Source organism: Otoolea muris (assembly GCF_943193115.1).
Taxonomy (GTDB): Bacteria; Bacillota; Clostridia; order Lachnospirales; family Lachnospiraceae; genus Otoolea; species Otoolea muris.
Genome location: NZ_CALPCY010000001.1, coordinates 57637 through 84317, shown reverse-complemented (window position 1 = coordinate 84317; position 26681 = coordinate 57637). Strand labels below are relative to the sequence as shown.

21 protein-coding genes and 2 pseudogenes are annotated in these 26681 nt (G+C 50.4%); 15 read left to right on the top strand and 8 right to left on the bottom strand.

The features are described from left to right. The first annotated feature begins 7 nt into the window (after positions 1–7). The 8 genes and pseudogenes from pglX to NFS31_RS00360 all read left to right on the top strand — a co-directional run bounded on the left by pglX (position 8) and on the right by NFS31_RS00360 (position 11621). Entirely contained in the window at positions 8–3547 is a 3540-nt protein-coding gene (gene pglX, locus NFS31_RS00395; RefSeq protein ID WP_251490382.1) for a BREX-1 system adenine-specific DNA-methyltransferase PglX, read from the top strand. 461 nt (positions 3548–4008) lie between these two features. Next, positions 4009–4221, top strand: a pseudogene (locus NFS31_RS27265) (DUF3791 domain-containing protein); the annotation flags it as partial. Between the two features lie 54 nt (positions 4222–4275). Continuing rightward, a pseudogene (locus tag NFS31_RS27260) lies at positions 4276–4488 on the top strand (DUF3791 domain-containing protein); the annotation flags it as partial. Positions 4489–4797: 309 nt separating this feature from the next. Continuing rightward, positions 4798–7440: a BREX-1 system phosphatase PglZ type A gene (gene pglZ / locus NFS31_RS00380; protein WP_251490378.1), complete on the top strand. Its 2643-nt coding sequence runs from the start codon at positions 4798–4800 to the stop codon at positions 7438–7440. Positions 7441–7675: 235 nt separating this feature from the next. Further along, positions 7676–8107 (top strand): Hsp20/alpha crystallin family protein, encoded by a 432-nt coding sequence (locus NFS31_RS00375; protein WP_251490375.1) that lies wholly within the window; start codon positions 7676–7678, stop codon positions 8105–8107. A gap of 349 nt (positions 8108–8456) precedes the next feature. Further along, a complete protein-coding gene (locus tag NFS31_RS00370) occupies positions 8457–9197 on the top strand; it encodes an SIR2 family NAD-dependent protein deacylase (RefSeq protein WP_251490372.1) in 741 nt (246 codons plus the stop codon). A gap of 371 nt (positions 9198–9568) precedes the next feature. Next, the gene (locus tag NFS31_RS00365) at positions 9569–10309 is read left to right on the top strand and encodes a TlpA family protein disulfide reductase (RefSeq protein WP_251490369.1); all 741 of its coding nucleotides are present in this window, start codon (positions 9569–9571) and stop codon (positions 10307–10309) included. A gap of 43 nt (positions 10310–10352) precedes the next feature. Further along, complete coding sequence (locus NFS31_RS00360) at positions 10353–11621, top strand: cation:proton antiporter (protein WP_251490366.1); 1269 nt, start codon at positions 10353–10355, stop codon at positions 11619–11621. Between the two features lie 190 nt (positions 11622–11811). Here NFS31_RS00360 and NFS31_RS00355 read toward each other — a convergent pair whose 3' ends face one another. The 7 genes from NFS31_RS00355 to rd all read right to left on the bottom strand — a co-directional run bounded on the left by NFS31_RS00355 (position 11812) and on the right by rd (position 18286). Beyond that, positions 11812–12606, bottom strand: coding sequence for an enoyl-CoA hydratase/isomerase family protein (locus NFS31_RS00355; RefSeq protein WP_251490363.1), 795 nt, complete (start codon positions 12604–12606; stop codon positions 11812–11814). 15 nt (positions 12607–12621) lie between these two features. Further along, positions 12622–13971 carry a butyryl-CoA:acetate CoA-transferase gene (locus NFS31_RS00350; protein ID WP_251490361.1) on the bottom strand — a complete coding sequence of 450 codons (1350 nt, stop codon included), beginning with the start codon at positions 13969–13971 and terminating at the stop codon, positions 12622–12624. 247 nt (positions 13972–14218) lie between these two features. Then, complete coding sequence (locus tag NFS31_RS00345) at positions 14219–14467, bottom strand: spore coat protein (RefSeq protein ID WP_251490359.1); 249 nt, start codon at positions 14465–14467, stop codon at positions 14219–14221. Between the two features lie 13 nt (positions 14468–14480). Beyond that, entirely contained in the window at positions 14481–14654 is a 174-nt protein-coding gene (locus tag NFS31_RS00340; RefSeq protein WP_251490355.1) for a hypothetical protein, read from the bottom strand. A gap of 160 nt (positions 14655–14814) precedes the next feature. Beyond that, positions 14815–16050, bottom strand: coding sequence for an MFS transporter (locus tag NFS31_RS00335; RefSeq protein ID WP_251490354.1), 1236 nt, complete (start codon positions 16048–16050; stop codon positions 14815–14817). 13 nt (positions 16051–16063) lie between these two features. Then, the gene (locus tag NFS31_RS00330; protein WP_251490351.1) at positions 16064–17386 is read right to left on the bottom strand and encodes an MATE family efflux transporter; all 1323 of its coding nucleotides are present in this window, start codon (positions 17384–17386) and stop codon (positions 16064–16066) included. Between the two features lie 735 nt (positions 17387–18121). Then, positions 18122–18286, bottom strand: coding sequence for a rubredoxin (rd, locus tag NFS31_RS00325; protein ID WP_160226959.1), 165 nt, complete (start codon positions 18284–18286; stop codon positions 18122–18124). Between the two features lie 269 nt (positions 18287–18555). Here rd and NFS31_RS00320 point away from each other — a divergent pair, with 269 nt between their 5' ends. After that, positions 18556–19125, top strand: a complete 570-nt coding sequence (locus NFS31_RS00320) for a biotin transporter BioY (RefSeq protein WP_251490349.1) — start codon at positions 18556–18558, stop codon at positions 19123–19125. Positions 19126–19266: 141 nt separating this feature from the next. Continuing rightward, positions 19267–20664 carry a L,D-transpeptidase family protein gene (locus NFS31_RS00315; RefSeq protein ID WP_251490346.1) on the top strand — a complete coding sequence of 466 codons (1398 nt, stop codon included), beginning with the start codon at positions 19267–19269 and terminating at the stop codon, positions 20662–20664. A 6-nt stretch (positions 20665–20670) separates the two neighbouring features. On the opposite strand, the gene NFS31_RS00310 is transcribed toward NFS31_RS00315, so the two are convergent. Next, positions 20671–21525 (bottom strand): YihY/virulence factor BrkB family protein, encoded by an 855-nt coding sequence (locus NFS31_RS00310; protein ID WP_160302781.1) that lies wholly within the window; start codon positions 21523–21525, stop codon positions 20671–20673. A gap of 475 nt (positions 21526–22000) precedes the next feature. On the opposite strand from NFS31_RS00310, the gene NFS31_RS00305 reads away from it, so the two are divergent. From NFS31_RS00305 to NFS31_RS00275, 5 genes are all read left to right on the top strand, one after another. Next, on the top strand, positions 22001–22519 hold the full coding sequence (locus NFS31_RS00305; protein WP_251490344.1) for a CarD family transcriptional regulator: 519 nt from the start codon (positions 22001–22003) through the stop codon (positions 22517–22519). 166 nt (positions 22520–22685) lie between these two features. Then, positions 22686–23060, top strand: coding sequence for a desulfoferrodoxin family protein (locus NFS31_RS00300; RefSeq protein WP_251490342.1), 375 nt, complete (start codon positions 22686–22688; stop codon positions 23058–23060). 286 nt (positions 23061–23346) lie between these two features. Further along, positions 23347–23898 (top strand): hypothetical protein, encoded by a 552-nt coding sequence (locus NFS31_RS26820; RefSeq protein ID WP_331482386.1) that lies wholly within the window; start codon positions 23347–23349, stop codon positions 23896–23898. 957 nt (positions 23899–24855) lie between these two features. Next, on the top strand, positions 24856–25407 hold the full coding sequence (locus NFS31_RS00280; protein WP_251490340.1) for a polysaccharide biosynthesis protein: 552 nt from the start codon (positions 24856–24858) through the stop codon (positions 25405–25407). Positions 25408–25632: 225 nt separating this feature from the next. After that, positions 25633–26601 carry a hypothetical protein gene (locus tag NFS31_RS00275; protein WP_251490338.1) on the top strand — a complete coding sequence of 323 codons (969 nt, stop codon included), beginning with the start codon at positions 25633–25635 and terminating at the stop codon, positions 26599–26601. Positions 26602–26681: the final 80 nt, after the last annotated feature.

The window sequence follows — 26681 nt, the reverse complement described above, 5'->3', positions numbered from 1 at the left end:
GACGAGAATGGATAAGAATGCGATAAAAAAATTTGCTGTCAGGGCAAGAACCGAGCTGATCGCCCGCGTTTCCCTGAAAGGTGTGGAATACGGCATCACAGAGGACGAAATGGAGGATGCCGATGCGGACAGCGTTGGCGGCAAAGTCCTTACCGTGGATGAAAAGAAACAGCGTCAGGCCCTGATTGCCAGGATTCATGATAAAGGGTATAAGGAGGTCATGGAAGAGGCTGCCTATACCTGGTTCAATCGGTTTTCTGCCCTGCGTTTTATGGAGGTCAACGGCTATCTTCCTTCCCATGTGCGTGTGTTTACGGACGAGGAAAATAACTTTAAGCCGCAGATCATAGCCGAAGCCATTCATCTGGATTTGGATGGGCTCAGTATGGAAAAGGTCTATGAGCTGAAAGAAGCAGAGAAAACCGAAGAATTGTATAAATATCTGCTGATCGTGCAGTGCAATGCATTGAATAGGATTCTGCCTGGAATGTTCCAGAAGATTGCGGATTATACCGAGCTTCTTCTGCCGGACAATCTGCTGAGAGAGGGCAGCGTGATTCAGCAGATGATTGAGCTGATACCGGAGGACGACTGGAAAGATGCGATCCAGATAATCGGCTGGCTGTATCAGTATTACAACAGCGAGAAAAAGGACAATGTTTTCGCGGCTCTGAAAAAGAATGTGAAAATCACAAAAGAAAACATTCCGGCGGCAACCCAGCTTTTTACACCGGACTGGATTGTCCGCTACATGGTAGAGAACAGCCTTGGCCGTTTGTGGCTGGAGGGACACCCGGACGCCAAAGAACAGCTCCTGCCGACGGAGGAAGAACAGTCCGCCTATGCCGCCGGTAATCGTGATCCAAAAGATACCAAATGGCACTACTATCTGGAAGAAGCCGAACAGGCGCCGGATGTGCAGGCACAGCTTGTAGAGATTCGGAAAGAATATGCCGCATTGACACCGGATCAGATAACAGTCATTGACCCATGCGCCGGTTCCGGTCATATCCTTGCCTATATGTTTGATGTGCTGATGAAGATCTATGAATCCTACGGTTATACTACCCGTGAAGCGGTGGCAAGTATTGTAGAGAACAATCTTTACGGTCTGGATATCGATGATCGCGCGGCGCAGATGGCTTATTTCGCGGTGATGATGAAAGCCCGTCAGTATGACCGCCGCTTCTTCAGCCGTGGCATTCAGCCTCATGTGTATGCCATTGCGGAGAGCAATCATGTTGATAAGCTTGCTGTGGACTATTTCTGTAACGGCGATGCGAAGCTGAAAGAAGCTATGGATACGATTATCAGTGAACTGCATGATGCAAAGGAATATGGTTCGATTCTGACTGTGACACAGCAGGACTGGGATGCATTGTATCGCCGTTTTGCGGAGATTACGGAAGATATAAATATGTTCCGTGATACGGCGCTGGGAGAGCTTTTGCCGTTGGCGCAGGCAGCGGAGGCATTGTCACAGAAGTATGATGCGGTTGTGACGAATCCGCCGTATATGGGTGCATCTAATATGAATCCGAAATTGAATGATTTTATTAAAAAGAATTATGCGGGCTACAAGAGCGATTTCTTTTCGGCATTTGTGATTCACTGTTCTGAGATGGCTAAAAAATCTGGATATTGCGGATTTTTCACACCTTATGTTTGGATGTTCATTCAGAGCTATGAGAAAATGCGTAATTATCTGTACAATCAAACAACGATTGAGACTTTGATTCAGTTTGAATATTCTGCTTTTGAGGAAGCAACAGTTCCCGTATGTACTTTTGCTTTCCAGAATCGCCATATACAGAAAAAGGGTTGCTATTTGCGTTTAGTGGATTTTCGTGGTGGTATGGAAATTCAGCGTCAGAAAACTCTGGAAGCAATTGAGAACCATGATTGTGGATTCTATTATGAGCATAGTACAGATGACTTTTCTAAAATTCCTGGAAGTCCTGTGGCTTACTGGTTGTCATCAAAGGCAGTCGCAGCTTTTGAAAAAGGAAAAGCACTTGGAAAATTAGAAAATGTATGTGGTGGGTTGACAACTGGAGATAATGATAGATTTTTACGATTATGGTTTGAGGTGAATCTGCCAATAATTTCTTTTGCTACGAATTCAATGCAAGAAACAGAAGAAATACGATATACATGGTATCCGATGACAAAAGGTGGCGATTATCGTAAATGGTATGGCAATAATGAATATGTAGTTAAATGGAGAAATAACGGAGAGGAGATTAAGTATTGGGTTACACACAATCCGAAAGATCCGAATACAAAACATTGGTCAAGGCGGTTGTTCAATACCGAAAGTTATTTTAAAAGTGTAATTACATGGTCTGGAATTTCAAGCGGAGCGCCTTCCATGCGTATTGCAAACCATTCTATTTTTGGCAGTGGTGCTAAGGCAATAGTGCCAAAGGGAAAAGGTGATTTCTATATTGCGTATCTAAATTCCATTGTAGCACTTATGTATTTAGGAGTTTTAAGTCCGACTCTGAATTATGAGTCAGGACATATAGCTTCACTGCCAGTAATTGTATCAGAAGATAGTAATATATCTGACATTGTGCAAAAAAATATAAAATTATCAAAGCAAGATTGGGATTCCTTTGAAACCTCATGGGATTTCCGGCGCCACCCACTGCTTCGCAAAATTCCTACCATTACCGAAGCCTTTGGCCAGTGGCAGACAGAATGTAACGACCGTTTTAATCAGTTAAAAGCCAACGAGGAAGAGCTGAACCGCATTTTCATCGACATTTACGGCTTGCAGGAAGAACTGACCCCGGAGGTTGAGGATAAGGATGTTACCGTCCGCAAGGCTGACCTTGGCAGAGACATTCGTTCGTTCATTTCCTATGCAGTTGGCTGTATGTTTGGCCGTTACTCTCTGGATGTGGACGGACTTGCCTATGCAGGCGGCGAATGGGACAACGGCAAGTATGTTTCTTTCCCGGCTGACAAAGATAACATTATCCCCATCTGCGATGATGAATATTTTAAGGATGATATTGTCGGTCTGTTTACAGAGTTCGTGAAAACAGTCTACGGTGCAGACACGCTTGACGAAAATCTAACATTCATTGCCGATGCACTGGGCGGCAAAGGTCAGCCGAAGGATGTAATTCGTAACTACTTCCTGAATGATTTCTACTCTGACCATTGCAGGATTTATCAGAAACGACCGATTTACTGGCTGTTTGACAGCGGCAGGAAGAACGGCTTCAAAGCCCTGATTTATATGCACCGCTATCAGCCGGACACTATCGCCCGTATCCGTACCGACTATGTTCATGAACAGCAGGCTCGTTACCGTACTGCCATTGGTGATCTGGAACAGCGTATTGCCAATGCTTCCACCAGTGAACGTGTGAAGCTGAATAAAAAGCTGACCGCCTTACAGGCACAGGATACCGAAATCAGAACCTATGAGGAAATGATTCATCACCTTGCGGATCAGATGATTTCAATTGATCTGGACGACGGCGTGAAGAAGAATTATGCAATTTTCCAGGATGTTTTGGCTAAAATAAAGTAAGAAGAATAAAATGTTATATACTGTATTTTGTGATGAAAGCTGTCACCTGCAAAATGACAGTTCTTCGGTTATGGTTCTTGGCGCTATGTACTGTCCGGATGAAAAAAGAAGCAAATTTATTCCGATATCGCGCCATTAAAGAAAAACATGAACCTTGAATTGCGTGATTATTTTTGAAAGAATGATGATTTGCATTATTGAGGACTATTTAGTTAAGTGTATGTGAGCTATGGTTCATTGTGAGGGGGCCGCCGTCGCCAGCTCCTGTATCCAACGGAACCCCGCTTCCGCTCGGAGAAAAGCGCAGCGGACGCTAAGCCCTTTAAAAACCTCGCTAAGCGCCGGCGGCCTTCTCACGACAAACTACGCCCCGTGAAGAGTAACATGTACTCCCGGAATCTCGCCGCGCCTGATTTTGTGAGACTCCGAGAGTACATAATAAAGTAAAGGAGAGTTCGCTTATGATGACGGATGAAAAAATTGAAACTTCCAGTAAGTTGGAAGTTGTCGTATTCTGTATTGAAAATGTTGCGTCAAGGCTGGGTGCAGATGCGAAACATGTCTATCAGGCATTTACCGAAAAAAGCGATATTCTGAACGGCTATATCGTACCGGAATATGAAGCGCTGCATACCCAGAGCCGGGAATATATCGTAGAGGATCTCCTTGATGTGATGGAGGAAAAGGGGGTGAAGTTACACTCTTTAAGCATAGCAAAACATTCTGATATGACAGCGAATCCGATTTTACTTCAGAAAAAATACAGTCGTGTCATAGAGTGCTTTGCAAAGCAGCAGGGAATTTCACTGGATGCGGCATTGGATTTCTTTTATCATTCCGAGGTCTATCCGTTGATCCGTGACGGCGTTTCGGATATGCACTGCATGAGTGATGCGTACTTGGCTGAAGAACTGGGACAGGAGTATGCCAACAAAGCGCCGGATAGTGCTGAGAAAGTTCCGGATACTATTGAAAAAGTGCCGGATACTATTAAAGAAACGCCGGATAATGCGGATAAAGTGCCGTATACTATGGAAAGGCTGCCGGAAAATGAGCAGGAGCAACAGGTTTATAAATATGTATTGGAAACTGGTTCGATTACAACTGCCAGGACAATGGAGCTTTTAGGCGTGAAACAACGCAGGGCAAGGACTGTTTTATCGAATATGATTGAAAGTGATTATCTGAGAAAAGAAGGCGCGGCACGAAGCACGATTTATGTAAAGAACACGGAAGGGAGGTAATTCAGCATGGATACAGACAAAGTCATACAGGACCTAAACCGCAGGTTTGCGGCGCCCCTGCCGGAGTTTTATAAACGTCGTATTATCTTCTGGCGCGATGAAGATAAGGAATTTGCGGATAAGCTTGACGAAGTAGTTCTGGAAAATGCAAAAGTCGTTGCCCTGACCGGAAACAATGCATTTTCCGTGAAAAAACTGCTCTCAGTGGAGGATCTGACCACAAACTATCTGGTTTACAGCCCTTTAACATATAACCGCCCGGATGACAACTGGCTTCTCGATATACAGCTTTACAGCGAGGAGTTCCGGGCAGATCTGATTTCTATCTGGATGGACGAGATGGGACTTGCACCGAATCCGGCCATGAGGAAGCAGGCCAAAAATTACCGCGCCTATTTCAACGCAAAAGACCGCCGCCTGAAAGTCCGCGCGCAGAATAAGGTTCCGGCAACTCCGGCGCAGCTTCACATGGCAGTCATGGCGGCAATCTGCGGACTGAAAGACGCGCAGCCGAACAGGATTCTTCTCAGTGTGTTCCGGGCAGGGCTGGATTTGCATAACAATGCGGTCTGTCAGGATTTCGTAAAATACCATGCGGACGGCGCATTCTGGGCAATGGTTCGCCAGGGATGCGGCTTTGCCGAAGAAGAACCGGATCTTGGGCGGCTGGCCATTCATGTGCTGCTGACCGCCGCCACCCGCACGATGCGGCAGGAATATCTTGCCGGGCTGGACGGATTCATTTCCATGCCGCATCAGGCATATTGCTATGATTTTATTTCTGAATGGCTTCATGGCGGGGATATAGGGCAGCTTTATGATGTGGCGCGGTATGTGGAAGATGAAGCACGCCTGCGTCAGCGTTTTGCGAAGCTCACAGTGGACGATCTGGCGGGAACTGAGTGCTTCCCGTGTATCAACGAGGTAATTCTAACAAAGCTGATGACAGAAATCAGCGACCAGATCATTGATGTGGATGCGATTACTGCGGCTGTGGAAAAACGGAGAACCTGCGCCTGGTATGAGCCGTTTGAAAATTTCTACAACGGTATTTTACAGGCGGCGAATATGCAGCGCTTCTTCAAAAAGCATTCTGCCGGATTCCATGCCGCGGAAGCAAAGGACATCTGGAACGAATACACGGAAAGCTATTATCAGATGGACACCTATTACCGTTTGTTCCACCTGAGTTTCCAAAAGAGCCTGGAGACTTCCAATGCTCTGCTGGATGATTTGTTTAAGCGCGTTGCAGATAAGGTGGAAGGGCTTTATACCCACTGGTTCCTGGGCGAGCTGGGCAGCAACTGGTCGGATGTGTGCGCAGAGGAGCTGGCGGCCTGCGGCAAGGTTCTGGGAGTTCCCCAGCAGGAAGAATTTTACCGTTCCCGCGTTAAAACATTGGATACGAAAGTATTTGTGATTATCTCGGATGCGATGCGTTATGAAGTGGCGGCCGCTATGGCAGACCAGCTTCGCAGAGAGACGCAGAGTAAGGTTTCTGTCAGCAGCATGCAGAGCATCTTTCCCTCTATCACAAAGTTCGGCATGGCGGCATTACTGCCGCATAAAGAACTGACAGCAGAACTTCGGAACAATCTGCTGACGGTTCTGGCAGATGGCCGGCCTACGGCAAGCGGCTATCGGGATAAGATCCTGAAAATGGAAGATCCGGCGAGCGCAGCCTTAAAATACAACGATATGATTGCCATGAAGCGCGCCGAGCGAAGCGCGCTGGTAAAGGGGATGAATGTGGTCTATATCTACCACGATACCATTGATGAAGCGAGCCATACGTCTGACACGGCAGTTTTCGCCGCCTGCGATAAAGCAATTTCTGAATTGAAGAACCTTGTGCGCATTATTGTAAATGAATTTGGCGGCGCCAATATTTTAATTACGGCTGACCATGGATTCCTTTATACATACAGTCCGCTGACAGAGGATGACAAGGTTGGCAGAAATGAATTTTATGATGTGGATAAGGAAAATGCCGGCGCTCTGAAAAGAGAAAGCGCCAGACGATGCGTGGAATACGGCAGACGCTACGTAATCATGCAGAAAGGCGCGCAGCCAAACTATCTATTGCCGGTAAAGTTCCTGGATGGCAAAACAGAGTTCGCCGGGTTTGCGCCGAGAGAAAGCATCCGTATCAAGATGAACGGCGGCGGCATGAACTTTGTGCATGGCGGTATCAGCCTGCAGGAAATGGTGGTTCCGGTGATTGAGTATCACTATCTCCGCAATGATTCTATGGAATATAAGCGTAACAAGCAGAAGTATGATACAAAGCCTGTGACGGTTCATCTGCTGTCAGCAAGCCGCAAGATCAGCAATATGATTTTCTCCCTGAACTTTTATCAGAAGGATGCGGTGGGAGCAAACCGTGAAGCGGCTGCCTATCAGGTTTATTTTACGGATGAAAACGGCAGGCAGATCAGTGATGTTCAGAAGATTATTGCAGATAAGACCAGCGGCAACGGCGCAGAGCGTACGTTCCGCTGCCAGTTCAATCTGAAATCGCTGAAATACAGCAATACGGCTGCGTATTATCTGGTAATTGCAGATGAACAGGGACTGCAGGCGCCGCAGCGCGAGCTGTTCCAGATAGACATCGCCTTTGCGGCGGATGAGTTTGATTTCTTTAGGTAAAAATCGAAAGGGACGGAAAAACGGAGCAATTTACAGAGGGAGAAAGCAAATCAAGGTTTCACAAATTCTTCACAAAAAAATTAGCACTCACCGCTTGACAGTGCTAATAACATGTGTTATATTACATGTATAGCAAAGGAAAAGAAATGAAACCAGGGCGATTGCATCCAGGTTTTCATGAGCCCTTTGTTTCCCACAAAAATCAAAACCATTCAAAGAAAAGGAGAGATGATATATGTTAATGCCGAGTATTTTCAGAGAAAATTTATTAGACGACTTTTTTGGTTCCCCGTTCCGCACCCACAGCTATGAGACAAGCGTGAATGAGATGATGAAAACGGATGTGAAGGAAAACGGCCAGGGATATGAGATGATCATGAACCTTCCGGGAATTAAGAAGGAGGATGTGAAGGCGGAATTAAAGGACGGCTATCTGACCATCCAGGCGTCCTCCAATTCAGAGAAGAATGAGAAGGACAGCGAGGGGCGCTATATCCGCCGGGAGCGCTACAGCGGCTCGTGCAGCAGAAGTTTTTATATAGGAGAAGCCGTCAGGCAGGAGGATATTAAGGCCAGATTTGAGGATGGGACATTGAAGCTCCTGATCCCCAAAAAGGAGGAGAGGCCCGCGGCAGAGGAGAAGCGGTATATTGCCATCGAGGGCTGAGGCAGAGGCTTGCTGCCGCCGCGTAATCGTATGGTCTGCGCATCTGTTTGCGCAGACCTGTCTGAACGGTTACTATTCCGGTAACCGTTCAGACGGGGCATCTTCTTGCCCGTCTGCGCCGGACAAGAAGCATCGGATGTCCATCCGATGTGGAATCTGACAGAAATTTGGGCTTATAAGCAAGCTTAACGCCTAAATTCCCGCCGGATTCCCCGCCGTCTAACTGTTACCCGGAATATGCAATATATCCTGATAAAATTCCGGAAACACTTGTAACCCTATATTTTTTCTAGTATAATAATTAATGTAATGTATTGGAACATAAAAATATGGGAGGGAGCGTGTATGCATGGATAGGGATATCAGCCGTTTAAAAGACATTCTGAACAGGAGCAATTATACGGTTGCAGTGTGCGGTTCAGGCATGGCGGCAGAGAGTGGTTTTCTGGGGTTTAAGATGGCGGAGCGGGCCTATGAGATAGAGAGGGCCTATGGGGCGTCGCCGGAAGAGATTTTTACGGGCGGTTATTACAACACGCGGACGGTGCAGTTCTTTAATTTTTATAAAAAGGAGATGCTTGAGAAGGTTCCGGAGCCGGGAGCCGGAAGCCGTGTTCTGGCTGCGATGGAGAAGGCGGGGCGTCTGCAGTGCATCATTACGGCAAACGTCTTTGAGCAGGAGCAGAGAGCGGGCTGTGAAAATGTGATTAACCTGCACGGCAGCGTTTTTGCCAACCGCTGCCCGCATTGCGGCGAGAATTATGCGATGGAAGAGATAAGGGACGCCAAAGGCGTGCCGCATTGCAGGAAGTGCAACAGCGTGGTGCGCCCGCTGGTTTCATTATATGGAGAGATGATCGACAGCCGCGTAATGACGAGAACCACAGAGGAGATCGGAAGGGCGGATGTGCTGCTCCTCTTAGGGACCACGATGCAGTCTGAGGTATTTTCCAATTATATCCGCTATTTTAACGGAAAAGCTCTGGTGATTATCCACAAGGAAAGCCATTTCTCTGACAAGGGTGCGGATCTGGTGATTCTGGACGAGCCGGGCCGTGTGCTGGATCAGCTTGGATATACGAATGGATAACAGAGGATAAAAGGCTTGCTGTGTTCAGGCCCGTTGGGCGGCACAGTGACGAAAAGGGGCTGAATAGCTGTGATTCAGCCTTTTTTCTATAATGTACTCTCGGAATCTCGCTGTGCCTGATTTTGTGAGATGATTTTTTGTCAGATGTGCACAAATTTATGAGGCGTACGTGGAGCGTACGTTGATTAAATTTGGGTGCATCTGGCGGAAAATCAGCCGCAAAAGCAGGCGCAGAGAGATTCCGAGAGTACATTATACATACCCGTAACGGAAAATATGCTGCGAATGCGGCGCGCGGGCCGCGCGGAGGGCAGGGAGAAACCTCCTCCCGGCCCGCTTTGCAGCGACTAATATCAAGGAGAGTCAATGGAATGAGAAAAAGAAAGAAACTGGTGTTTGCGCTGCTCTTATCCGGCGTTCTGTGCCTGGGAGGCTGCGCGGCCGCAAAGGGGGAACCGGATACCTCCGGAGAGACAGGGACAGAGACGCAGGAGAGCGCGGTAAAAGGCGCGGCGGATGAGGCGGACGAAGGGGCAAAAGCCGCGGCGGATAAGCAGGGCGGGGAGTCGGGAAGCACCGGGGACGAGCCGGAGAAAGCGCCTGAAAGCGCCGGTGGAGAGCCGGGCGCGCAGGAAGCGCGGGGGTTGTTTGAGGAGTTTGAAGCTGCCGATTTAGAGGGAAACGCAGTTACGCAGGATCTGTTTGCGGAGCATGATCTGACGATGATCAATATCTGGGCCACCTTCTGCGGGCCGTGTATTTCCGAGATGCCGGAGCTTGGAGTCCTCTCTGAGGAATATAAGGACCAGGGGGTTCAGATTGTTGGCCTGTGCATCGACGCAGCGGGGGTTGACGGAGCAGTGAATGAATCCCAGCTTGAGGAGGCAAAGCGGATCGTGGAAGAGACAGGAGCTTCCTATCTCCATATCATTCCCGGCGAAACACTGGCTACATCCCTTATGATGCAGGTTCAGGCGGTGCCCACCACCATTTTTGTGGATAAAGAGGGAAAACAGGTCGGGATGGGCGTGATGGGCGCGCGGGATAAGGACGCCTGGAGCGCGATGATACAGGAGCTATTAGATTCTGTCCGGACGGTTCAGGCGGACTGAAACGCCGCGGCCGCAAAAGGAAAACCATAAGGAGGAACTACAGATGTCCTATCACTATTTGCTGGATTTAGCTTTGATTTTATTGAGTACCAAGCTGCTGGGCATTGCCACAGGAAGATTCCAAATGCCGCGTGTAGTGGGCGCGCTGCTGGCCGGGCTGATACTGGGGCCCGCTGTACTGAACATACTTACAGAGACAGAATTCCTTTCCCGGCTGAGTGAGCTGGGTGTGATTGTAATTCTTTTCACCGCCGGAATGGGCACGGATTTAAGAGAACTGCGCAACGCCGGAAAGGCGGGCTTTTTGGTGGCCTTGTGCGGCGTGCTCGTCCCCATGCTTATGGGCGCGGGCTTTGGCTGGATGGCTGGCAGGCTGGGCTGGCTGCCGGATAATACCCTGCTGGAGAACATTTTCCTGGGTACCGTGCTTACCGCTACTTCTGTGAGCATCACGGTAGAGACACTTAAAGAACTGGGACATTTAGATACCAGCGTGGGCAGCACGATCCTGGCCGCCGCCCTCATTGACGATGTGCTGGGCCTGGTGGCCCTTACGGTGGTGGCCAGCATGGCTGGAAACGGAAGCGGCCTGGCGCTGGTACTGCTGAAAATCACTCTGTTCTTTGTCTTTGCCATTGCCGCCGCCTGCGGGGGTATCTGGCTGTTTCGCCGGATGATCGCGCATGCCCATCAGAAAAATCTCCGCCGGTATCCGGTTTTCGCTTTTGTGCTTTGCCTGCTGCTGGCCTACTGTGCGGAGGAGTTTTTCGGAGTGGCTGATATTATCGGGGCTTTTACCGCCGGGCTGGTGGTGGCCTGTACGCCAAAAGCCGATTACATCCGCTCAAAATTTGAGCCCCTGAGCTATCTGCTGCTGACGCCTGTGTTTTTTTCAGGGATCGGCATCAAGGTAGAGCTGCCCCAGATGAACGGAAGCCTGATCGCGTTTTCCCTGCTGCTTCTGGCTGTGGCAATTCTGTCGAAAGTGATTGGCTGCGGCCTGGGAGCCAGGCTGTGCGGCTTTGATGGGGCAGAATGCGTTCAGGTAGGCGCAGGAATGGCCTGCCGGGGCGAGGTGGCGCTGATCGTGGCCAACCGCGGCCTGTCTATGGGGGTGCTCAGCCAGGCCATGATGACCCCTATTGTCATTACCGTGGTGGGCTGCGCAGTGCTGACGCCAATTCTGCTGAAGCTGTGTTTCAGCGGTCAGGCCAGGAAACCGGCCGTCAGCAGTTCCCTTGCCGACCGCTATCGCAAGGCTGAGCAACTGGAGCTCATGTCTGATGAAATGCTGGGCAAAAAGCCTCAGTAATTTTTTGCCCGGGGTATATGGCATTGTTATCTGTGAGTGACGGTTCAGAGGTTGTCTGAACTGTTACATCTGTGAAGAAAGCCGGCGTAAAAATACCTTTTACGCCGGCTTTCTGCCGTTGCGATCGCCCATAAGCTGTATTTGAATTATGTTTTCAAACGGCTTCCTTATATGACGTCAGCTTTTATGCTCAGTTCCCTTTAAATTCCGGCTTGCGTTTTTCCATAAATGCGCAGACGCCTTCCTTGAAATCTTCGGAAGAGATGCAGACGCGCTGCGTGGGCGCCTCGCCCTCGGTCAGATAGCGCTCATAGTCGCGGAAATTGGCCTCAAAGAACTGCTGCTTGAGGCTCTTATAGGCAACCAGGGGCCCGGCGGCCAGTTTTTTTGCCAGCTTCATGGTCTGCTCGTCAAGCTCTTCTTTTGGGCAGACCTGATAAACGAGGCCGAGCTCTTTTGCCTCTTCGGCTCCCATGGGGCGGCCGGTGGCGCACAGCTCCATCGCGCGGGCAAAGCCCACGGACTTACTTAAGAGGTAGGTCCCGCCCGTGTCGGGCACGAGCCCCAGGTTTATAAATGCCTGGATGAATTTTACATTATCAGCGGCCACAACAAAGTCGCCGGAGAGCGCTAAGTTCGCCCCGGCCCCGGCCGCCGCGCCGTTTACGGAAGTGATGACCATCTTGCTCATCTTCTTCATCTTCAGGGATACCTTTCCCGCATTTTCAATCAGATCATCCATGTTGATCTCGCCGCCTGCGTGGATATTATTGTAGAAATACCCGATATCCCCGCCAGCGGAAAAGGATTTGGCCGCGCTTTTGATGACCACGACCTTTACGGCGGGATCCGATTCGCAGCTATCGAGAAGGCTTAAAAGCTCATTAACCATATCCATATCGATGGCGTTTAGATTTTTCGGCCAGTTCATGGTTATGGAGGCAATGCCGTCGTTTACTTCATATATATTTTTACGGTACTCCATAAAAACTCCTTCCTATCAGCGCCTGTTGCTTGCCCTCCAGATGTGCATCTTTTCCGCCTCTGCGATCAGCTCGTCGCGGAAATCCGGGTGGGCGATGGAGATGATCTTCTCCGCTCTCTGCCAGGTGCTGGTTCCCTTTAAGTTCACGAGTCCATACTCCGTAACAAGGTAATGGATATTCGCGCGGGTGGCGGTGATGATGCCGCCCGGTGTCACGTAGGGGGTCAGGCGGCTCTTTACGCTGCCGTCTTTTCCTTTGACCGTGGAGGAGCAGCAGATAAAGCTCTTTCCGCCTTTGGAGAGGTATGCGCCGAGCACAAAGTCAAGCTGTCCGCCGGCGCCGCTGATGTGGCGGGTTCCGGAGGATTCGGAGGCAACCTGCCCGAAGAGATCCACCTCTACGGCGTTGTTGATGGAGATAAAGTTGTCAAGGCTGGATATCACGCGGATATCGTTTACATAGTCAACCGGGGCGGCCATAATGGTCGGGTTCGCATTGACATAGTCGTAGAGCTTCTGTGTGCCTGCGGCAAAGGTAAATACCTGGCGTCCCTTGTCAATGGATTTGTTCCGGCCCGTGATCTTGCCCTTTGCGGCGATGTCAACGAACGCGTCCACGTACATCTCCGTATGTACGCCCAGATCCGTCAGATCGCTCTCCGCGATCAGGGAGCCGACCGCATTCGGCATGCCGCCGATTCCGAGCTGTAAGCATGCGCCGTTCGGGATCTCCGGAAGAATCAGGCGCGCAACGGCCTGATCGACCTCGGAAGCGGCTCCGGAAGGCATCTGCGCCACTGGCGGGTTGTCGCCCTCAACAACCATGGTAACGTCGTCGATGTGGATGCTGACCTCATGGCCGCCGAAGCAGACAGGCATGTTCTGGTTTACCTCCACGATCACCGTGTCGGAAACCTCGCACAGGGCCGCAAGCTGGGAGGCGTTTAAGCCGAAATTGAAATATCCGTGCGCGTCCATGGGCGTAACCTGAATCATGGCCACATCCACGTGACGGATGCTTTCCCTGTAATAGCGCGGCATCTCGGAATAGCGGAGCGGATTGTAGAAGCCGATCCCTTTGTCAACGAGTTTGCGCTCGATCCCGCTGGTGTGCCAGGAGTTCCAGGTGATGCGTGTTTCCACATCCGGAATCTTCGTAACCTCCGGCTGCCAGAGCGCGATGCCGCCGCGGAAATTGATGCCGGTTAAGCCGGCGTCCGCGCTCATGCGGTCTGCCAGGGCCTTATCCAGGGCTACCGGATGATTGGCGCAAAACCCGTAATCCACCCAGTCGCCGGATTTAACCACCTTGACCGCGTCCGCTGCGGCAGTCAGTTTTTTCTGATACTCTGCTCTGTAATCCATATGTATAGATCCTCCTTATATGTAAATAGTTTGTTTGTACGAAATTTTGCGACGGTTTTCCGCAATGATGCCCAAAACGTTCTTTGGGGAAGATTTTTTCATGCTTTTATTGTACCACATTCTCAATTTGAGGTCAATTTATTTCATTGAGGAAAACGTTTTATGCCGGGGCGTGTTTAAAAATAACGGAAAACGCCCGCTCCCCTGCAGCCGTATCGGGAAGCGGGCGCTTTTCTTTAATCCGCGCTTAAGCCATTCCGGAATACTGGTTCTTCACCTTCTGAATCTGCATGGAATCCGCCTGCTCCATGTTATACCAGCCCTTGGAGGACATCTTTTTATAGAGCTCGTCCTGCATCTCCAGGCTGCTGTTTAAAGCCTGATCAAAGGCGTCCCGCACATTGGATGTGGAGGACTCAATCGTGCCGTGAAGATACAGATCACATACGCCCTTTGTGGTCAGAAGCATATTTTCCATAATACATCTGTCATCCATTGGGTTCGCCTCCTTACGTTAAATGATAGAAATTGTCGAAAAGCTGCTTGTGTTTTTCCTCAATCTGCCGGGAAAAGGCAGAGAGCTCCGGATCCTGCAAATTGCGGGCCGCTTCCTGGCACTGGGTTTTTAAAAATGACTCATGCCCCAGGGCGTCGTCGATATAGCTCAGTTCCTTTGGACTCATACGCTCACCTCCTGTGCGGTTGTTCATCGAAGCTTCCGGAAAATCGAAGAGATGCGGTTTCGGAAAGCTTTTTCGGTTCGGTTATAGTATGAGGAGTTTGGAAGGAAATATAGGTGGGGATTTTTTCCGTATTAAAATGGTTGCATGTGTTTAAAAGAGATCAGAGTGCGTTCCGGTGCGAAGGCGAAGCACAATGGATTTGGCGGATTTTTTTATATACCGGCGCGATCAGCAGAACCGCGAGGACGGAAAACAGGAAAAACAGGGCGTAAGCCGGAAGATAGCTTCCGGTTATGTCAGCCGTCATGCCGGGAAATGCGCTGGATATAAGGCCGCCGAGCGCGTATGTAACCTGGTATGTTTTCAGCAGCGTCGTATAGCGCCCGGCGGAGCAGAAATCGGAGGCTATGACGGAGAGGGCCACGGTGGAGAGAGCCAGGCCGGTTCCGAGAAAAATGAGGCCGCAGACGATCAGGGACATGGGAGCGCTTCCCGCAAAGCAGCACATGAGCTGGCCGAAGCTTAAGAAGGCGCCGAAGACAGAGACGGCGGCGAAGCTCCCAAGGCGGTCTGAAAGCCAGCCCATGAGGCATTTTCCTGCGATCAGGACAAAGCCCAGGAAGGAGAGCAGGAGGGATACAGTTTCTACGGGGCGCCCGGAAGTCGTGTAAAGCAGGGAAAGCCCGGAAAAGCTGGTCAGGCCGAGCGTCCCGATCAGGAATACGCCCAGGATAACGCGCAGGTGCTCAGCGCGCGTAAGCTCCCGGCGCGGGGAGGCGGTTTCCCGGAGATCCTGCGATTGCCCTGACGCCTGGGCCTGGGGCAGTTCGGGCTCGTTTTTAATGAGCAGAACCAGGGGCAGGGCGCATATGGCCATCAGCGCGGATTCCGCCAGAAAAGCGGCGGAAAGGCCAAAGCGCCGGATCAGGGATGTGATGAGCACAGGGCCTATGATCGAAGCGACGCCGCTTCCGGAGGCCGCGATGCCCATGGCTGTCGCTGTGTGGGCCGGAAACCAGCGCCGGATCAGGACAGAGGCCGGGATCATGCCGCCCAGGCCGTAGCCGAGCCCGGAGATCAGGGCCGCAAGGTAGTAGAGGGCCGGGGAGGAGGAACAGCCGTAGATCGCATAGCTAAAGACAGAGGCGCACAGCGCCAGGGCGATTCCCTTTTTTAAGTTCAGCCGATTGTAGTACCGATCCGAGACAAACATGGAAAACAGAGCGGTTATGCTGCGCATGGTGGTCAGAAGCGACACCTGCGTGTTGGAGAAGCCGCGAATTTCCATAATAAAGGGAAAGTAAATGGGAAATACATTGCTTAAAAGTCCGACAGAAATAAAGATCAGGGCCGTGCCGCAGGCACAGATGACATAGCGGTAAGGGCTTGGCTTCATGGAAGTAACCTCCTTATGATAACGCTTTTGTATATGTATTTATCATAAATACAGCATATACAGCAACTAATAATTCTGTGATTGGCATTGCAAACCATATGGAATTTGCCCCGGCCACAAGCGGTAACAGCATAATTAAAATTCCACTGACAATGCAGCCTCTGAAAACAGATACACAAAAAGCGGCTCCTGGTTTCATCAGCACTTGAAAATAATAAGCGGAGAAAATATTCAGCGGCAGCAATATAAACGAAATGCTATAACAACGGATTATTGCGGGCGCAATATCCAATATTGTTTTTGTCGGCTTCATAAAAATGTAAATGTACAAATTAGGGAAAATCAAACTGAGGGCAGTCCAAAATATACTGAACGCTCCAACAGTATAAAGGGCATACCGCAGAGTTTTTTTAATACGCCGCCATTTCTTTGCGCCAAAATTGATAGAAATAATGGGCTGTGCAGCCTGCCCCACACTATAAGCGCAGCACTGAACAATCGTGCTTACATTGATAACCGGGCCATAAACAGCAAGTGCATTACTGCCTGAATATTTCATAATCTGACGGTTGAAAAGCACTGTCAGTATCCCCATTGCAATATCAATAAAAAATGTTGGGAAGCCGGTAACCGATATTTCCCTCAATTTTCCCACAATTCCAGTCGGTTTTCGGAGAAGCAGCGTATTTTTCTCAGACCAGAAATGGGAAAGCATAACCGCAAACGAAATCCCGGATCCAACTGCCGTTGCAAGCCCCGCGCCCAAAATCCCCATATCAAAAATAAATACGAAAACGTAATCGCCGACAACATTGAACAATCCCCCGGCTAATACGCCGGCAGTTGCAAGTTCGGGGTGATTGTCGTTTCGCAGAAACGCCGCCAGCATCTGATTAAGCAGGAACAGCGGAATAGCTGCTTTTACTGGCGTTAAATAAGATTCAGCCAATGAAAGCAAGCTGCTGTCCGCACCAAAAAACAATAGGATTGGCTTGTCAAAAAATAGAATTGCCGCCCATGACACGAAAGCAAGAATGACAGAGCCTATAACCGCAACAGTAAAATACTCATTTTCGTTTCCGTTTTTCTGTGTTTCCTGTCCTCTGACTGTGCTGAAAATTACAGAACCGCCAATTCCCATGAGCAGCCCCAGACTGTAAATAATATTCCATACAGGGGCAACAACAGCTAATGCCGCCGTTCCGTCCGGCCCCTGATATTGTCCGGCCATTGCCATATCCACAAGTGAATATACCGAAGTAATAATTGCACTTCCAAAGGCAGCAGAAAAATACTTGAAATAGATGGGCCTGATGTTTCCATTTAGCAAATTCATTGCCTTTTCCTCCTTATTTTGCAAATAAAAACCAGATAAGAAAAACGGACAGGAACGGTTTTCTTATCCGGCGCTCTCATACGCAAGAGTAACCCTCCGACAAACCGCATATCCGCTATCTTATCCGGTCTTATACTTACGTTTATAAGTCCTCCGATAACTATTGTATAAGCTAACAGAAATAAATTGGTTTGTCAAGCCCTATATAAATTTTCATAAGGACAGAAAGGAACGGGTGGTAACAGTTCAGATAGGTCTGCGCACCTGTTGCGCTGACCGTACGAAAACATAGCGGCAGCAGGCATCTGCCCCATCGCGAAGTGATTTTCATGGGCGGATGCCGTAGCAGTTCAGGTTGTCTGAACTGTTACAACGGGTGATGTACCTATTGCTGAGAGAATGCGGGGATTGTGGGGAAGAATTGAAATATTTACTGCATATTTTGAAAGATTATATAACAGAATGCAATATTCCGTGGCTGTGAAACAGGGGGCTTACAGGGGGAAACGAAAGAGATGTGCAACCGCTCAGAAGGGTGTAAATGGCAGGCGCGTTTGAAACATCATGGCCTCTTCTGTACACCCCGCTTTGCGGTATATCCGGGCTGTATTCGCGTAACGCAGCCTGCTGCGCCGCGCTCATTCAGCCCGGATCGCGCGCAGGGCAAACGCACATGCGGCAGAACACGTGTTTCTGACACGCTCTGAAGCGCTTTGCCATGCGGTTCCTGTGCGGTCAGCCTTCGGCGGGGACGAACACGTCTTTTCCGAGTCCGCATACGGGGCATACCCAGTCATCCGGCAGATCCTCAAATGCCGTTCCGGGCGCAATGCCGTTGTCCGGATCTCCGGCCGCGGGATCGTACTCATAGCCGCAGGGTTCACAGATATACTTTTTCATGATGTGATTCCTCCATTTTTAATTTTTCAGGCGGCGGCGGGCGCCGCGCCGGCCGCTTACCCACTGTCTATTGTAGCATTTCGCCGTCTTCTGATCAAGGGGGTGGATTTTTTTGCGGATTCTGTTATAATGTTAGTTACTGTTCACACCCCTGCCAGGATGTGCCCAGTAACACGCTTCGCGTTGACTGGCGGGCGTGCGAGCCGTAACAAATGTTACTGTTTACAGGCCGGCGGCCGGCAGGGCCGGAGAAAAGGAGAAGAGGACGGATGAGAGTGAAGACGCGCTCCATGGAGGAGACAGTATTGTGCGGGATGTTTACGGCGCTGATTGCCGCGGGGGCTTTTATAAAGATCAGTATCCCGGTTCAGCCGTTTCCGATGCATTTTACCATGCAGTTCTTTTTTGTGCTTCTGTCCGGTTTCCTTCTGGGAAAAAGGATGGGGGCCTTAAGCGTGCTGTGCTATCTTGCGATCGGGCTCTCCGGAGTGCCTGTTTTCGCCGCGGGCGGCGGGATGGCGTATCTGATCCGGCCGACCTTCGGTTTCCTTCTGGGCTTTGTCTTTGCCGCTTTTGTCACGGGCCTTGTCAGCGAACGCATGCGGGGCGGCTCGTTTGCCGCGCTTCTGACCGCGGCCTTCTGCGGCCTTCTGGCGATGTATGCGTCAGGGATGATTTATTTTTATGTGATCAGCAACTTTGTGATCCGCATGCCTGTCACATGGGGGATTGTGTTTGTGAATTGCTTCCTCCTGACCGTGGGAGGCGATTTGCTGCTGTGTGTGCTGGCAGCCCTGGCAGCGGCCAGGATTGCCCCTGTGCTTCGGCAGATACGCTGAAACGGCGGCTTTACGCGCAGATAACAGCCCGGCGCATCCGGCGTCCGGGCCCGGGAGAGGCAGCTTGAGTGTAAATGATGGTGAGAGGCAGCCGTTTGGCCTTTGCGCACGGCTGCGGTCAAAGGAGATTGAGGTTAAAGGATGAGGAAAAAAACAGTAATTCAGACATTGGGAGCCGTATCGGCGCTGTCCATGGCGCTCCATTTTTCCGCACTGGCAGATGACCCCTCGCGTTTTGTAGAGGGAACGGATATAAACGGAATCGAGATCGGAGGCCTGACCGAGGCGCAGGCCAGAGAGACGCTGGAAAACGCCCTGGCGGCAGGATATCAGCTCACCGTAAAGGAAAAGGGCGGTAAGAGCGAGGTGATAAGCGGCGCTGCGATCGGCTGCCGCGTTTCGGTTCCGGAACATTTAAATGAGCTGCTCAGCAGCCAGAATGCGGGCGGCCGCCAGTCCGGCCCGTCCGCGGCGAACTCCTATTCCATTTCTGTCCATATCTCGTATGACGAGGCGGCCCTGGCGGCGCAGATCCGTTCGCTGGCGTGCATCAGCGGAGCGGATATCGTGCAGACAAGGGACGCGTCCATTTCCCCTTACCGGGAGGGAGCGCCGTTTTCCATCCTTGCGGAGGTTCAGGGCAACAGCCTGAATCTGGAGCGGACCGAGGCCGCTGTCCGGGCCGCTGTCGCGTCCGGGGCTTCGGAGCTTGATCTGGAGGCGGCCGGCTGTTATGAGCAGGTGCGCGTCACAAAGGAGGATGCCTCCCTGGCGGCGCTTCTGGAGCGGATGAATGCGTGCCGGGACATGACGATTACCTATACCTTCGGCGGGCAGGCGCAGGAGCTCACAGGGGGCGAGATAGCAGGGTGGATGACGGGATCGGAAAACGGGCAGATATCCATTGACCGTGAAAAGGCGGCCGCGTATATTGCCTGGCTGGCCGGTACATACGACACGGCCGGGACGGCCAGGAGCTTCCATACCACAGCCGGAGCGGAAGCGGTCCTCAGCGGCCCGTATGGCTGGAGCATGGATCAGGCGGCCGAGACGGAGGCTCTGCTGGCCATGATCCAGACCGGACAGAGCCAGGAAAGGCAGCCGCAGTACGCAAAAGAAGCAGCCAGCCGCACCGCGCCTGACTGGGGGAATACGTATGTGGAGGTCGATTTGGGAGGCCAGCACGTATATTTCTACCGCGACGGGGCCTGCGTCTGGGACGCGCCGTGCGTGACCGGAAATGTGGAAAAGGGCCATACCACGCCGGAGGGGATCTACAGCCTTACATACAAACAGGAGGATCGCATCCTGCGCGGCCAGAAGCAGGCGGACGGCAGCTATGAGTATGAGAGCCATGTGAATTACTGGATGCCGTTTAACGGCGGGATCGGGCTGCACGACGCGGACTGGCGGGAAAAATTCGGCGGGACGATCTACCAGTACGCCGGAAGCCATGGCTGCATCAACCTGCCCCCGAACCGTACCAGGGAATTATATGACCAGCTTTATGCGGGGATCCCGGTGATCTGCCATAATTAGGCCAGATCACCGGGGCGGATCGGCGCTGCGCATCCGACGCCTGCCGGCGAAGGAGATATGCATGTGCCGGTTCACCTCCGCCCCCAGAAAGAGGATGCAGATGCAGAAATACAGCCACAGCATCAGGAACACGACAGCCGCAAGGCTTCCGTACATGGAGGAGAAGCGGCTGAAACGGTTGAAATAAATGGAAAAGCCAAAGGAGCACACGATCCATCCGGCAGTGGAGAACAGCGCGCCCGGAAGCTGTTTTCGCAGGATCTGCCGCTCATAGGGCAGCCAGGTGTAGAGCGCCATGAAAAAGACGATCAGGATTGCCAGGGCGGAGATCGTCTGCAGGCTTATCAGATGCCGGGCGATGAAGCTTAAAAGCGGGATGTATTTCAGCAGAAGCTGCTGCAGGGCAAAGCCGAACACCATGAGGATCAGCGAGGCGATGCAGACTGCCAGAAACACAATCGTATAAATGGAATTAATCAGGCGGCTGAGCACAAAGTTCGGCCGCTTTTTGCAGCCTGCGATGCGGTTTAAGCCGCGCTCAATGCCCAGCATTCCGCGCGCGGCGGACCAGAGCGTCGCGATCGTGGTCACAGACAGAATCGCGCCCGGGGAGGCTGTGTGCAGATCCAGGACAATGGACTCCAGGAGCGGATAGATCCGCTCCGGAACGAGCTTTGCAATCACCAGAAGCAGATCCGCCCGCGTCACAGAGGGGATCATCTGAATCAGGCTTAGCAGGATCATGAGAAACGGAAAACATGAGAGAACGACGAAAAAGGAGGCCTGCGCGGCGTAAACCGTGACCTCATCCCTGACAAACGCTTCTTGTACTTTTTTGCACTGCAGAAGAAATCCAATCATGTATTAACCTCCAGTCAGCTCCGGGCAGGAAGGAAAACAGCGCGGCTCTATATCTAATAATATTACCATGTTGAAGGAAAAATAGCAATGCGGGCGAAAAATTGCGGAATATTTAGTAACCGTTCAGCCCCCGGCGCAGCGGTTTTGTTGTGAGCAAGGGTCACAGACTGCGGTCCTCCTTGGGTCAAACCCGGGAGCAGCAGGCACAATTTCTGTACATCATTCATATGGATTGGTAAAAATGTACAAATAGTCCCCGCCCTAATCTGGGCAATAATCACGAAAATAAAAAAAACCTTATATAAATTTGGGAAAAGGTGGTATTCTATTATCAGAATGTGAAATGCTAATAAAGACAAGGAAATATCACGGTTCGGCCCGCGGCCCGGCGCTGTAACGCCGGAGGGCGGATCAGAACAGAAGTCCGCAGGGAGTATGTTGACGTGTCTGCACAGAAAAAGGAGGCTGAATACGCATGAATAAAGGAGATTATACGGTACACTGGAGCGGGAAGGTGTGCAGGGTGGATGAAATTGCGGAGATGGATTTCACGGGAGCAAAGCGGCAGTACCTTGTGCTTTTGCCGATTCGGGACAAGTCGGAGAAAATCTATGTGCCGATAGAGAAGACAGAGGGCGTGCTGCGTCCCGTGCTTTCAAGGGAAGCGGCTGAGGCCCTGATCGCAGGCTTCGGGGAGATCGAGCCGCTGCAGATTCAGGATGAGAAGCAGCGCGCGCAGGAATACAAGGAGGCGTTTTACTCGCAGGACTACATCAATTTGGTGCGGATTGCCAAGGAGCTCTACCAGAGAAGGGAGCGCCGCAGCCGCGCCGGGAAGAAGCTGCCTTCCCGCGATATGCAGATGATGAGCTTGGTGGAAAAGACATTGGAGGAAGAGATGGCCGTCGCGCTCGGCGTGCCGGCGGGGGAGGTAAGGGAGATTCTTGAGGAGAGAAGCCGTTCGGCGGCTGAGGAGGCCGGGACTGATTTTTAGGATACAGGAAGAGAAACGCACAGATTTGCAGAATCAATTTGAAGAATCAGCGGAAAGTCCTTTACTGTTGTGGAAAATATGCGTATAATGAAAAGAGATAAACGAAAATAGGCCGGCGGCCGGGGAGGCCGGGCGCGGCTGGAAGGAACCGAATAAGGAGGTTTTTATGAAATTTTTTATTTGCGGGCATTGCGGCAATATCATTACCATGGTTCAGGACAACCATGTCCCGGTGATGTGCTGCGGAGAGAAGATGAAGGAGCTGCTGCCGGGAATTACGGACGGCGCGTTTGAAAAGCATGTCCCGGTTGTAAAAGTGGAAGGGACAAAGGTGACGGTCAATGTGGGAGAGGCCGAGCATCCGATGATGGAAAAGCACTATATCCAGTGGGTGGCTCTCGAAACAAAGGAAGGCGTCCAGATCAAATATTTAAAGCCGGATACAAAGCCGGAGGCGGTGTTTGCCCTGGCAGACAGCGACAGCGCGGTCGCTGCATATGAGTATTGCAACCTTCACGGGATCTGGAAAAAGGAGCTGTAGGGACGGCTGACATTTTTGCGCTGCGGGTTCAGAGGGATATTCCGGACGGGCCCGCAGCTTTTCGTTTTTTATATACGTTTCTGACTCCAAATCGGATTTCGCATTTCCTGCTCATATAAAGATTCCTGCCTCTGACAGAACGTCCCGCCCCCTTTCATCCCGCCATGGAGAGATTTTCACAGACAGATTGCATAAGCATTGGGAACGCCTGAATTTTTACCTGTTCAACAATGGGATCTGTGGTATAGTATGGATATGGGAAATTACGAAAAGGAGATAAGAGGCGATGAAGGAACCGATGGATGAAAACAGGTTATTGGGAACCGATGAGGTCGAGAGGTACAGGCGGTATTTAAAACAGGAGGAACGCGCGCCTGCGACGATTTCAAAATATCTTCATGATATCCGGCTTTTTCTGGAATACCGAGGCGGGACAGGAAAGAAGACAAAAGAGCGCGCAGCAAAGCGATTAAACCTGCAGGCTTCAGCGGGGCCGGAGCCGCGTCCGGTATCCAGGGAGGAGGTACTGGCGTTTAAGGAACAGTTAGTGCAGTGCTACCAGCCGCGGAGTGTGAATTCCATGCTGGCGGCGCTCAACAGCTTTTTCACATTTGGCATCTGTTTGCCAGGACATTTTATGCGGCCCAGAAGGACGTCGTGCGGCTGGCAGATATCATGGGGCACAGCAGCATTGAGACCACAAGGATCTATACGGCTTCATCGGGGAAGGAGTGCAGGAGGAAGATTGAAGAACTGGGGCTGGTGCTCTGAGAGCGGAGGGGGCGTTTCGGAAGGCTTGCCGGCCCGGATAAAACGGGAAAAATCGGACAGGGCATAAGGAATTTCCCGGCAGAAACACATCATACGGCAGAAATGGGATGTCCCGTGCGTCCCTGTGCATAAAAAATACAACATAATACGCATTATGTTGTACAAATACCACATCGATTCTATGGCTGTAACCATCTTACCACATGTTTTCAGGGCTTTCAACCGGAATTTTCTGCACAGAAAAATGTCATTATCCTCTGCGACAGCTGGTATGCCAAAAAAGACCTGGTGTGTGTTGTGGACGAGTATTCCAACCTGGATGTTATCTGCAATGCCCGCAATGACTCCGTCATTTATGATCTTGCACCGCAGCCCACAGGCAAAAGGGGCCGGCCTGCCAAACATGGGAGACGCCTTTCAACGGAAACCGATTTTACCTTTTCCGATGAAAAAATTGGAGATTATTATTTTGGTGTGCGCCGGGTCCTCACCAACCTTTTTGGACAGAGAGAAGTCCTTGCCTATGTGACAGCATCCGAAAAAAAACAGAGTGCCCGGCGTTTATTTTTCAGCACAGTTTTCCCCTGTCAGATGGAAATATTCTGCGCCTGGCAGGAAAAGGCGCCATTGAACCAGACTGGGAGCAGCCGCATGCAGTATATTCCGCTGCTGTGTTACTATTTCAGGTGGAACATAGAGGTCAGTTACTACGAACAGAAAACGTTCTGATCCTTATGCAGTTACATGGTTCGCAGCAGTAAAGGAATTGAAACACTGGTCAACCTAATCAATGTCGCATACTGCGCAATGAAAATACTGCCTTATCAGGATGAAGTTTTTTCAAAATACCGCGGTGAAAGCGTACAGGAATTTTGGTTCGTCCTAAGCGAGGAGATCCGCCGGCAGGTATTTTATGCCACTTTCCTGCAAAATGTCGAAACAGGCATAAAATCAAGTGTCTTTACAAAGGTACTGAAACAGCAGCTTCGGTATCAATGTAGCTTCTAACATAAGTTGTAAAGTGGTGTTTCAAAAACTGTATCGCTTATTATTTATGTTTTTATGGGTTCTTATTCCTGCGACAAAAATATTCGTCTGGCTGGTTATGGGGAAAAACTATAAAATTGCAAGTGACTATATTCCTTTTTATTATCTTGGAGCGGTATTTCAGGCGTTTTGTTCTTTTTATGGGGTTGGATATTTAAGAGCAAAAAATACGAAAGGAGCTTTTTCGTCCAGTATTTTCGGCGCTGTTATAAATGCAGCAATTAATATTGGAACAATAAAATTGCTAGGTTTGCATGCAGCGGCTGTTTCGACGTTTATTTCCTTTCTGGGAATGTGGATGATAAGAGAGAAACAGAATCGATCGGAACTTGGAATTACTATTAGTTGGAAGGAGTTTTGGCTGTTATTGGAAACCGATCTGTTGATTTGCATATTCTCAATTTTGGGAAATATTTGGTTTAATTTAATTTTTTTAATTCTTGGAACGATATCATTTTTGATCGTTAATCGAAAAGATTTTATAACTATACTGAATACATTTAAGAAAAAGAGGGATAAAAAACAATGATGGCGCTAACATAGTATGAAAAAACAGGATCCCATGTGCTCAGAGAGAACAAGTATAAATTAAAGCGTCAAAACTGACTCTGTCAGAAATCATCTTGCATCCCCCCCTCTTTTCTAATATAATTAAGTAAGGAGATAAACGGTTATCTGTATGGTCTGGCAGTTCCTGCAACACTCCGCCTGACCGGATCGTAACTGTATAAATGCAGATTGATGAAAGGCGCAGATGAACGAGATAGGAAATACAATCATAAGCACAGAAGAAGGAAAAGCAAAATATGACGCGGCGCTGAAGGAACTGTTGGCCAACAGGCAGTTCCTGGCGCGGATTATGAAGCGCTTTGTCCCGGAATTCGCGGAATATCCGCTGGAAGATATAGAAAACAAATACATTGAGCCAGGCAGCGTGACGGTATCGAAGGTTGGAGTGGAGAAAAACCTGACGAATATAGAGGGCCTTGCGAATGAGGACAGTTCCTTAAATGAAGGCCGGATTTTCTATGATATTCTTTTTTGCGCCTGCTATCCGGGAGACGCGGGGACATTGATCGGGATGTACATTATAGTGGAGGCGCAGAATGCATACTATAAGGGATATCCGATCGAAATGCGGGGCGTATACTATGCGGCGCGCCGTCTGAGCTCGCAGCTAAAAAGCATCAATAATAAGACGAACTATGGATGCCTTCAGAAGGTATATTCGATTTGGATCTGTATGGGAGAGGTACCTGACCGTGAAGCGGGGACGGCCAGCCTGTACCGCATGGAAAAGCATGATATCATCGGGAGCGTGAAGCGTGGGCGGGAGGCATACGATCTGCTGAATGTTATCGTGCTGCGCATCAACGACCGTATCAGGGCTGAGGACGAAGTATTATCCCTGCTGCAGACGATATGCAGCAACGTAATCGGAAGGAATGAGAAGCTTGAGCGGTTGAGAGAATATGGCATTCGTGTAGATGACGGCATTAAGAAGGGGGTAAGAGATTTGTGTAATTTATCAGAATTAATTGAGGCGCGGGGAGAAGCGCGGGGAGAAGCGCGGGGAGAGGCGCGCGGCGAAATGCGGGCCAAGAAACAGATGGTGCTCCGTATGCTGAAAAACGGCCTCTCCTGTGAGGAAGCTGCGGATTATGCGGAGCTTTCGGTGGCTCTTATCCGGCAGTGGGAAAAGGAACAAAACTGCGCTGTTTAGAGTGTTTTTCTGACACGCTCCGGGGGAGGGCCGGCCAGGCGTACAAAGCAGCCGTATCTTTGCTCCTCCCTTTTTACATA